At 68.8% G+C, this 10056-nt stretch carries 7 protein-coding genes, 1 tRNA gene and 1 pseudogene; 2 read left to right on the top strand and 7 right to left on the bottom strand.

All coding sequences use genetic code 11. The features are described from left to right. Positions 1-247: 247 nt before the first annotated feature. Positions 248-329 (bottom strand) — tRNA-Tyr (locus ITP53_RS50470). A 311-nt stretch (positions 330-640) separates the two neighbouring features. Here ITP53_RS50470 and ITP53_RS50465 point away from each other — a divergent pair. Both ITP53_RS50465 and ITP53_RS50460 read left to right on the top strand, forming a co-directional pair. Continuing rightward, the gene (locus ITP53_RS50465) at positions 641-1132 is read left to right on the top strand and encodes a YajQ family cyclic di-GMP-binding protein (RefSeq protein ID WP_207757579.1); all 492 of its coding nucleotides are present in this window, start codon (positions 641-643) and stop codon (positions 1130-1132) included. 201 nt (positions 1133-1333) lie between these two features. Next, on the top strand, positions 1334-1798 hold the full coding sequence (locus ITP53_RS50460) for an NUDIX hydrolase (RefSeq protein ID WP_195902621.1): 465 nt from the start codon (positions 1334-1336) through the stop codon (positions 1796-1798). Here ITP53_RS50460 and ITP53_RS50455 read toward each other — a convergent pair. From ITP53_RS50455 to nuoK, 6 genes and pseudogenes are all read right to left on the bottom strand, one after another. Beyond that, a complete protein-coding gene (locus tag ITP53_RS50455) occupies positions 1764-3263 on the bottom strand; it encodes a hypothetical protein (protein WP_195902620.1) in 1500 nt (499 codons plus the stop codon). The genes ITP53_RS50460 and ITP53_RS50455 overlap by 35 nt on opposite strands. A 9-nt stretch (positions 3264-3272) precedes the next feature. Further along, complete coding sequence (gene htpX / locus ITP53_RS50450; RefSeq protein ID WP_195902619.1) at positions 3273-4124, bottom strand: zinc metalloprotease HtpX; 852 nt, start codon at positions 4122-4124, stop codon at positions 3273-3275. 104 nt (positions 4125-4228) lie between these two features. Further along, complete coding sequence (locus ITP53_RS50445; RefSeq protein WP_195902618.1) at positions 4229-5716, bottom strand: NADH-quinone oxidoreductase subunit N; 1488 nt, start codon at positions 5714-5716, stop codon at positions 4229-4231. Next, positions 5713-7389, bottom strand: a complete 1677-nt coding sequence (locus tag ITP53_RS50440; protein ID WP_195902617.1) for a complex I subunit 4 family protein — start codon at positions 7387-7389, stop codon at positions 5713-5715. The genes ITP53_RS50445 and ITP53_RS50440 overlap by 4 nt, the downstream gene beginning before the upstream one ends. Positions 7390-7456: 67 nt before the next feature. After that, positions 7457-9412, bottom strand: coding sequence for an NADH-quinone oxidoreductase subunit 5 family protein (locus ITP53_RS50435; RefSeq protein WP_195902616.1), 1956 nt, complete (start codon positions 9410-9412; stop codon positions 7457-7459). Between the two features lie 266 nt (positions 9413-9678). Beyond that, positions 9679-9960, bottom strand: a pseudogene (gene nuoK, locus ITP53_RS50430) (NADH-quinone oxidoreductase subunit NuoK); the annotation flags it as partial. Between the last annotated feature and the right edge of the window lie 96 nt (positions 9961-10056).

The raw sequence follows: 10056 nt of genomic DNA, 5'->3' as shown, positions 1-10056 counted from the left end.
CCCGGTGCAGACGGCGGATCTCTGCCCAGTCATCCACTGTGATCACATCCCTTTCTGTCACCTGTGGTGACCAAGGGGGTCAGTTTTCACACGTTGTCTGGGGGTCAGTATTCAAGGCTCGTCGACACTTAGCCGCGTATTGGCCGTGAGACGCCGTAGAACACCGACGATCGTCGTAGACGGCCGGACACAACGAGAGAGGCCCGTCACCGCGTTTCCGCTGGTGACGGGCCTCTCTGTGCTGGTGTGGCAGGTGCAAGGTTCGAACTTGCGTAGGCTGAGCCGACGGTTTTACAGACCGCTCCCTTTGGCCACTCGGGCAACCTGCCGTGCCATCCGCTCTCGCGGCGACAGAAAGAAGGATAGCGGACTTCGGAGGTGTGCGTGACACCGGTTTGTCCCGGGCCGGATCACGGGTAGCTGGTCTGCCGAAACCGTCGCCGGCGAGCCGGCCGGTGTTCCCTCAGGGGTTGGAGCGGGATGGCGGGAGAGGGGGCGAAGGGTGATCATTCTCTGTACGGGGGCGTGGCCTGCGCGGCGCGCCGATGCTGGCTAGGCTCGTTCGCTGGGTCCGCGCGTTTCGCGTACGCCGGGGAAGCAGGATCCGATAAGTGCTTTCACAGCTGAGAGGGTGGGTGTTTTGGCTGATTCATCTTTCGACATCGTCAGCAAGATCGACCGTCAGGAGGTCGACAACGCGCTGAACCAGACCGTCAAGGAGCTCGGGCACAGGTTCGACTTCAAGGGCACCGGGGCGAGCATCAGCTGGTCCGGGCAGGACAACATCGAGATCAAGGCGAACAGCGAGGAGCGGGCCAGTGCCGCACTCGACGTGTTCAAGGACAAGGTGATCAAGCGGGGCCTCTCGCTGAAGATTCTCGATGCGGACGAGCCTCGGTTGTCGGGCAAGGAATACCGCATGCCCGTCGCTCTGAAGGAGGGCATCGACCAGGAGAACGCCAAGAAGATCTCCAAGATGATCCGCGACGAGGGGCCGAAGGGGATCAAGGCTCAGATTCAGGGCGAGGAGCTTCGGGTGAGCTCGAAGAAGAAGGACGACCTGCAAGAGGTCATCTCCCTGCTCAAGGGCAAGGAGCTGGACATCGCCCTGCAGTTCGTGAACTACCGCTAATTAGTAAGGCATGGAACCGTACGGCTCCGCTCGGTGGGAAGATCCGGGGCACACGGTTGAGCGCGCTGTCCGCGAGGGCATCGTGGCTTTGCCTGTGCCTCGGGCCGCCGGTGCGTGCGAGTCGGCGGTTCGCGGTTCCCGGCAGGTCGGGAGTCCTTGGTAGCTGGTGAAGCGAAAGCGATGAGTCCGTAAGCTCTCTTTGTGACGAAGATCCCCCTGCGCCGCATTGCGGCGCGTGCACTGCCCCTTGATGATCACGATCGGGTTCTCCTGCTTCATGGCTTTGATCCTGCGCGGCCCGATCAGCCGTTCTGGTTCACCGTCGGTGGGGCGGTGGAGGATGGGGAGACGCCGCAGGAGGCCGCGGCGCGGGAAATGTACGAGGAAGTCGCGATCCGGGCCCCCCTCGAGGATTTCAGCGGCCCGTACGAGGCTCGTACGATCGAGTTCGAGTGGGCCGAGTACGCCATCACCCAGGATCAGTCGTTCTTCGCGATCCGGGTGGGCGACGCGGCGGTGTCGTTCGAGCACATGGACCAGATCGAGAAGGACACGACGACCGCCTACCGGTGGTGGAGCGCGGCGGAGATCGAGGCCAGCGAGGAGGTCTTCCACCCCGCGGACCTCGCGGTCATCCTGCGGAAGATCGGCGAAGAATCCGGGTAGCGCCCGCGATCAGCGCCGTGGCCAGGATCCAGCCCGAGACGATCAGCCCGTACGCGAGCCACTGCGTCCACCCCGCCGGGTCGAAATGGTCCCGTTGCCCGAATGCGGAGAGCGGGAGCAGCAGGTCGAAGGTGTAGGCGAACGCGTGGAAATCGGGGCTCTCGGCTGGTTTGAGGGCTCGGGGCGGGTTCAGGCCGAACACGACCGTTCCGGCCGCCAGGAGCAACGTGAACCACATGCCGGCCAGCCAGGGGCGGTAGCCGTACCCGACCGCCATGTCGAGCAGGCGGCCCCACGCGCGACCGCCGAGGCCCTGGGTCTGCCGCCGGGCGCGGAGCTTGGCCAGCTGAGTACGGCGGGCGAGCGCCTCGTTGCCGTCCCTGAGGTACCAGGCGGCCAGTTGCTCGTACGGCTGCGGCCTGAACCCCTCCGGATCCCGCGTGACCCAGTCGATCCTCTTCCGCACGCCGGAGCCGCGCAGGCGCTCGTAGGTCAGGCCGTTCAGGCGTAATTTAGCCGGCCAGGTGCGCGGCTGGTCGTGCAATGTGCCGAAGGTCGCGTGCGCGAGGGTGACGACGCCGTCGATGGGCTCCTCGGGCTTGAGGTAGACCTCGCGGATCTCCGAGTGGCTCATGTGAAGGGCGTAGCGGGTGTCCGGACTGCGTACGACTCCGTCGAGGGAGAACGTCCCGTTGATCCGGGCACCGCGTAACCGTACGCAGCCCTCTGCCAGGAATCCGCCGGTGCAGCGCATGGTGTCCTCGACGACCAGGTTGTCGGCGGTGAGCGCGTCCTTGCCGGGATTGCGGAGGGTCGCGCCCTCCAGGGAGAATCCGCCGTTCAGGCGGGAACCGACCAGTCCGACGCCTCCGGTGAAGTCGGCGTTGCGCATGTAGGTGCCCGAGTCGACGACTGCGGCGTTCGCGTAGAGTGCCCACTTGCCGTCGTCGCCCGTCACCTTGGTGCCGCCGAGCCACAGGCCGCTCTCGAACACGGCCCGGCTCACGCGGACGGTGCCCGTGATGTTCGAGCCGGACAGGCTGAGGTGTCCGGCGACCCGCATGCCGCCGCCGCTGAAGCCCGGGAAGTGGCAGTCGGTCAGGCGGATGGTGCGGGTGGTGGAGCCGGTGAGCTGGACGGGTTCGTCCAGGTGGCAGCCGCTCAGCACGAGTTCGTGCTGGATGGTGCCGCCGAGGATCGAGAGCCGGCCGGTGATCCTGGCGCCGCGCAGGCGTACCGCCGGGGCCGAGCCGGCGCCCGCGTCGTGGGCGCCGAGCAGCAGCCAGCCGATCACCTTGGCCCTGATCGAGCGCTCGGGGCCCCAGGTGTCGCCGTCATCGGGGGCGTTCTCCCCCGCTTTACGACCGGGATCGGTTTTCACCGGGCCGAACTCGACGAACTCGCCCGTGCGGAAGGCGTTCCAGAGCTTGTGCTCTGCCTGGGTTAATCGTGGTGAGCGGCCCATGTCGATCGATCAGCGGCGGTAGCCGGCCATACGCTCGAGGCGGGCGACCCGCTCGGACGTGGGCGGGTGCGTCGAGAACAGCCGGCCGAGGCCGGAGCCGCTGAACGGGTTGGCGATCATCAGGTGGGAGGCCGAGGTGAGGCGGCTGTTCTCGGGGAGCGGAAGCCGGCGGGCGCCCAGCTCGATCTTGCGGAGCGCGGAGGCCAGTGCGAGCGGATCACCCGTGAGCCTCGCCCCCGATTCGTCGGCTTGGTATTCCCTCGTCCGGGAGATCGCCATCTGCACCATCCCGGCCGCCACCGGCCCGAGCACCATCATCAGCAGCGCGCCCACGAAGCCCGGCCCCTCGTCATCGTCGGAACCGCCGAAGAACACGGCCACGTAGCTGACCCATGTGATCATCGTAGCCAGCGCGCCGGCCACGGACGAGACGAGGATGTCCCGGTTGTACACGTGGGACAGCTCGTGTCCGATCACTCCGCGCAGCTCGGCCTCGTCGAGCAGCCGGGTCAGCCCGTACGTCACGCACACCGCGGCCTGGCGTGGGCTCCTGCCCGTCGCGAACGCGTTCGGCTGCACCGTCGGTGAGATGTACAGGCGTGGCATCGGCTGGCGCGCCTGCGTGGAGAGGTCGCGCACGATCCGGTAGAGCGTGGGCTGCTCCACCTCGCTGACGGGCCTGGCCCGCATGGCCGACAGCGCGATCCGGTCGGAGAAGAAGTAGGCGACGCCGTTGCTCGCCAGGGCGAGCACGAACGCGATCCGCAGACCGGTGTCGCCCCCCAACCACGCGCCCGCACCGACCATCAGCGCTGACAGACCGCCGAGTAGCACGGCGGTGCGCAGACCGTTGTGGCGCAAGGTCCCCCCCTTCATGGTCCCGGGTTCACTTCGTCCAACGACTACCACCCGGTTCTTCGTTCCCCGCAGTGCTCACCTGAGGGCGGAGCGCGACTTGTCGCGGGTCAGCCGGTCACGTCGAGGACGAGCTGGGGTGCCACCGAGAACAGGACGGCCACCCCCAGCGCGAGGCCGATCGCCAGCCACGTCATGGGGAGCGGGCGGTGGGCGGACGGCGCGGACGGGGTGAACAGGCGTGCCGTCCACGCGATGTAATAGTAAAGACCGATCACCGTGTTGACGGCCATGACCACGGCCAGCCAGCCGATGCCGCCCTCGACGAGCTCGCGGAAGACGAACACCTTGGCGAACAACCCGGCCAGGCCCGGAGGGAGGCCGGCCAGGCAGACCAGGCAGAACGCCAGCGCCACGCCCGCCGCCGGGCTGCGGAAGGCCAGGCCGCGGTAGTCGTCGAGCTCGTTGCGGCCGGCGGTCCTGGAGACGAGCAGGACGACCGCGAACGCTCCGAGGTTCATGGCCGCGTAGATGACGAGGTAGGCCGTGGCCGCGGAGATCGCTCCCGGGGCGGTGACGGCCACCGCGAGCGGCGCCAGGACATAGCCGGACTGGGCGACCGAGGACCAGGCCAGCAGGCGTACGGCGGAGCGCTGCCGCATGGCGAGCAGGTTGCCGACGGTCATGGTCAGCGCGGCCAGGATCCCCACGATCGGCGCCCAGGTGGCGGCCTGCCCCGACAGGCCGGTAACGAGTACGAGGATCAGCCCGGCGAACCCGGCCGCCTTGGAGACGACCGACAGCAGCGCGGCCACGGGGATGGGCGCGCCCTGGTAGACGTCGGCCGCCCAGGAGTGGAACGGCACCGCGGCGATCTTGAAGGCGAAACCCGCCAGCACCAGCACGACGCCGACCGTGACGACGGAGGGCAGTCCTGGACCCGCCCACCCCGGAGCCGGCGCCTGGCCGCCGAGGACCTCCGCCAGGCGGGACAGGTAGACCGTGCCCGCGATGCCGTACAGGAGGGAGACCCCGAACAGCATGACGGCAGTCGACACGACCGACATCACGAAGAGCTTCACGGCGGCTTCCGACGAGCGGCCGTCGTACCGTTTCATCGCGGTGAGGGCGAACACCGGCAGCGAGACCAGCTCGAGCGCCACCACGAGCATGATCAGGTCGCGGGAGGCGGGAAGGGTGATCGCGCCGATGAGGGTGCAGAGCAGGAGGAAGTACCACTCACCCACCGGGATGCCGCCGCCCGCGAGCTCGGTCATCGACATCAGGACGACCACCAGGGCCGCCACGAGCACCAGACCTGCGAAGACCAGCGTGAATCCGTCCACGACGAAGGAGCAGAGCTGCTGGGCGGCGAGGTGGGGCGGCACGCAGAAGGTCGACTGCGGCGGCCCGCCCCTGATCGCCTGGGCGGCGACGAACCCCAGCGAGACCAGGATCCCCGCCAGCGTGACGAGTGCCAGCGTGGTCTTCGTCCGCGGGCGCGCGGGGAGGAACGCGTCGAGCAGCACCACCAGGCCGGCCACCAGGGCCAGCACCAGCGGGGGTGCGATCACGAAGTAGTCGATCTGCTGGATCATGTGAGGGCTCCCAGCAGGGTCTGCGCGGCCGGTGTGGTGAGCGAGAGCAGGAGCCCCGGCCAGAGGCCGAAGAGCAGGATCAGCACGACCAGCGGCGTCCACGCCAGCAGTTCGTAGCGTCTGATGTCTTCAGTCGCCAGGGCTGGTTCGAGGGTGGCCGTCGCCGAGCGCGTCTCTGGTGAAGCGAGGGGTACGACCGGGCGCTCGTCCGGTGTCGCCGTATGGCGGGGACTCTCGTCCGGCGCCTGCCTTTGGCCGGGATGCTCGTCCGGCGTCGCTGTCTGGTCGGGATGCTCGTCCGGCGCCTGCCTCTGGCGGGGGCGGCCGTGGGTGACGCGGGACAGCATGACCACGAAGTAGCCGGCCGTCAGCACCGCGCCCAGGCCGCCGATCACCATGTACGTGAGGAAAAGCGCGCGCGGCAGGCCGTTCGCCGGTTGGAACGCCCCGAGCAGCGCCAGCATCTCGCCCCAGAACCCGGCCAGTCCGGGCAGCCCGAGCGACGCGATCGCCGCGAACGTGAGCATCGATCCCAGCCGCGGCGTCGTGGCCAGCAGGCCGCCGCCCAGCGACGGCATGTCCGCCGTGTGGTGCCGCTCCTTCAAGGCGCCGGCCAGGAAGAACAGCAGGCCGGTGATGAGGCCGTGGGCGATGTTCGCGAAGAGCGCGCCGTTGATGCCGACCGGGGTGAGGGTGGCGAAGCCGAGCAGGACGAAGCCCATGTGGCCGACCGAGGAGTAGGCGATCATCCGTTTCAGGTCGCGCTGGGCGAGGCAGGCCAGGGCGCCGTACACGATGCCGACCACCGCGAACGCGCCCAGCCACGGGGCCACCGCGGTCGCGCCTTCCGGGAGGACGGGGATGGCGATCCTGGCGAAGCCGTACGTGCCCATCTTCAGCAGCACCCCGGCCAGCAGCACCGAGCCCACGGTGGGCGCCTCCGTGTGGGCGTCCGGCAACCAGGTGTGCAGGGGCCACATGGGGGTCTTGACGGCCAATCCAATGCCGATCGCCACGAACGCCAGGATCTGCACGGATCTGGACATCCCGGCGCCGTGGGACGCGCTCAGCGCCTCGATGTCGAGCGTGCCGGTCTGCGCCCAGATGAGCAGCAGGCCGAGGAGCATCACCACGGAGCCGAGCAGCGTGTAGAGGATGAACTTGATCGACGCCGCCCTGCGTCCTTCGCCGCCCCAGATGCCGATCAGGAAATACATCGGGATGAGGACGATCTCGAAGAAGACGAAGAAGAGCAGCAGGTCGAGGGCGAGGAACGTGCCGATCATGCCCACTTCGAGCACGAGCAGCGTGAAGACGAGCGCTCTCGGTCTCGTGAACTGCCCATGAGCCCGCCGTTCGCCCCAGCACAGGTAGACGAAGCACAGGAACGTCAGCAGCGCCGTCAGCGCGACCAGCGGCAACGAGATCCCGTCGACGCCCAGATGGAAGCGCAGGCCCAGGCCGGGGATCCACGGCCAGTCGATCTCGAATTGCGGGCGCGCGGCCTGACCGTGGTCGAACGTCACCACCAGCACCGCGGCCAGCGCCAGCGTGACGCCAGAGAGGATCATCCCGTACGTCCGCAGAACCGGGCGGAGGGCGGCCGGGGCGATCAGGAGGGCGAGGGCACCGAGCAGCGGTACGGCCAGGAGTGCGACCACGAGCCAGCTCATCGTGCGGACACCCCCGCCCTGGGCCGCGGTGTTCGCGCCGCAGCGCCTCCTGGGGTACGACGGTCGATCATGTGAACACCACCGCTCCCACCGCGATCAACAGGACACCGGCCAGCACGCCGCTCACATACAGCTGAACGTTGCCGTTCTGGGCCAGTCGCAGCACTCCGGACAAACCGCGCGCCGACCTCCCCGAACCGCGTACCGCCCCGTCGACGACCACATCGTCCGTCCTGACGACGAGCCGGGCCAGCGCCAGGACGGGGCGTACGAACAGCGCGGCGTACAAACCGTCCACGTAGAACGCCTGCTCGCACGGCATCCGGAACGGGCCAAGCAGCCGGGCCGGGTCGGCGACGGGGTCGACGCGCCAGAACGCGTACACCACCCCCGCGCCCAGCAGGGCGAGCACGACGCTGATGGCCGCGACGCCGAGGTCCAGGTGCGGCTCCACCGCGAAGCCCAGCAGCAGGGCGGGGACGGCGAGGAGGACGACGGGCACGAGCATCGTCCTGGGGGCCTCGGTGACGTCGACGACGTGGGCCGTGCCGGGCTCGGGCTCCGGGAGCGCTACCGCCCTCGACTGGCCGAAGAAGGTTCGCAGCCAGGCTCTGGTCGCGTACGCGCCGGTGACGGCGACGGTCGCGAGCGCGCAGCCGTACAGGAGGAGGGCGGCCGCGTCCGTCAGGCCGCCGGTCGACAGGGCGTCGTCCATGGCCAGCAGGAGGCTGTCCTTGCTGAAGAAGCCGCTGGCCGGTGGGAGCCCCATGAGAGCGGCGAAACCCACCGTCATCGCGACGAACGTGACCGGCAGCTCGCGCCGCATCCCGCCCATCTCGGTCATCAGGTTGGACCCGACGTGGTGGATCACCACACCCGCGCAGAGGAACAGCAGCGCCTTGAACGCGCCGTGCGTCAGCAGGTGGAAGATGGCCGACGTGTCCGAGCCCGCGGCCAGGCCGCCCGCCATGTAGGCGAGTTGGCTGACGGTGGAGTAGGCGAGCACCCGTTTCAGGTCGTCCTGGGCCAGCGCGGCCAGCGCGGCGCCCAGCATGCCCAGCGCGGCGATCACGGCCAGCACGTCGAGCGTGGGCCGGGCCGCGAGGAACGCGGGGAAGAGCCGGGCCACGATGAAGATCCCGGCGGCGACCATGGTGGCTGCGTGGATCAGGGCGCTGATCGGGGTCGGGCCCGCCATGGCGTCGGGGAGCCAGGTGTGCAGCGGGACCTGGGCGCTCTTGCCCGCCACGCCGGCCAGCAACAGCATGGTCGCGGTCACCAGGATGCCTGTGGACATTTCCGGCACCCGCTCCAGCACGCCGCTGATCCGGAAGGTGCCCGCCCCCATTCCGAGCACGAAGATGCCGAACAGGAAACCGACGTCGCCGAGGCGGGTGACGAGGAACGCCTTGATCGCCGCGCGCGAATTGCCGCGGTCCTCCCACCAGTGGCCGATGAGGAGGTATGAGCAGAGGCCCATGATCTCCCAGCCCACGTAGAGGACCAGGAGGTCGTCGGCGTAGATCACCAGGAGCATCGCGCTGGTGAACAGGCTGATGAACGCGCTGTAGGAGGGATAGCGCGGGTCGTCTTTGAGGTATCCGACCGAATAGACCTGTACGGCGAGGGCCACGATGGTGACCAGGACTCCGAGGATGCCGGACAGGCCGTCGGCCTGGAGGGTGAGGGAGATCGGGATGCCGCCGGTGACGATCGTTCCGTAGGTCTGGCCTGTGGGTGCCGATGGCGTTGTGCCGTTGAGGAAGGCGAGGCCCGGTCCCGAGGCCAGCCAGATCGCCAGCACTGCTGAGGCGGTGGTGGGGAGGATCGCCGTCCAGGCCGCTCTTGTGTTCGCCCGTTCGCCTGCTGCCGTACTTGTGTGGGGCGCGGCGCTTCCGTGCTGTGTCGTGGTGCCCGCAGGGTGGGGCGTGGTGGGGCGCCGGTGTGGCCAGCGTGAGAGCAGCAGGGCCGCCACGGCGGCGGCGAAGGGCAGGAGCACGGCCAGCAACGGGAAGGTCGTCATCGCGTGCCACCTCGCTTGACGGGCCGCTCGCCGCTCTGGCCGTCCTCGACCGCTACCTGATCGGGCTCATCGCTCTGATCAGGGCCCGGTCCGGGAGTGTCCCTCAGAGCCGTCGTAGGGGGTGCGGATCGGGCGCCTGGGGCGGTCTTCTGGCTTCGTACCGGTGGCGTTGGGGCGGGCGAGGCGGCGGGCTGGTCGTGCGTGGTGCGGGGCGTCGTGGGCTTGCCTGGGGCTTCGTCGGCAGGCTCGGCGAGGTCGCGGAGGTGGTCGAGGTCGACGGTGCGGCGGTTGCGGTAGAGGGCGAGCACGATCGCGAGGCCCAGGCCCACTTCGGCGGCTGCGATGACGATGACGAAGAGGGTGAGCACCTGGCCGCTGTGCAGGCGGTCGCCCAGCCACACGTCGAACGCGACCAGGTTGAGGTTGACGGCGTTGAGCATCAGCTCGACCGACATCAGCACGAGGATCGTGTTGCGCCGGGCCAGCACGCCGTAGACGCCGATGGAGAACAACAGCGCGGAGATGACCGCCGGGTAGACGATGTGCACTAATTTCCCCCGATCGTGTGATCGGACGCCGCGTTGCTCCCCGTGGGCTCCTCATCGGACGATGCCGTGGGTTCCCGGGTGGGGTGGTTGGGTGGG

Source organism: Nonomuraea cypriaca, assembly GCF_015645445.1.
GTDB classification, from domain to species: domain Bacteria; phylum Actinomycetota; class Actinomycetes; order Streptosporangiales; family Streptosporangiaceae; genus Nonomuraea; species Nonomuraea cypriaca.
This window is presented reverse-complemented; position numbering and strand designations above follow the sequence as displayed.

What these genes read in the sequence shown, in the direction of transcription:
- ITP53_RS50445 (WP_195902618.1), bottom strand. Translation starts at nt 5,716, where the DNA reads ATGATCCAGCAGATCGACTACTTCGTGATCGCACCCCCGCTGGTGCTG.
- ITP53_RS50435 (WP_195902616.1), bottom strand. Translation starts at nt 9,412, where the DNA reads ATGACGACCTTCCCGTTGCTGGCCGTGCTCCTGCCCTTCGCCGCCGCC.
- ITP53_RS50455 (WP_195902620.1), bottom strand. Translation starts at nt 3,263, where the DNA reads ATGGGCCGCTCACCACGATTAACCCAGGCAGAGCACAAGCTCTGGAAC.
- ITP53_RS50440 (WP_195902617.1), bottom strand. Translation starts at nt 7,389, where the DNA reads ATGAGCTGGCTCGTGGTCGCACTCCTGGCCGTACCGCTGCTCGGTGCC.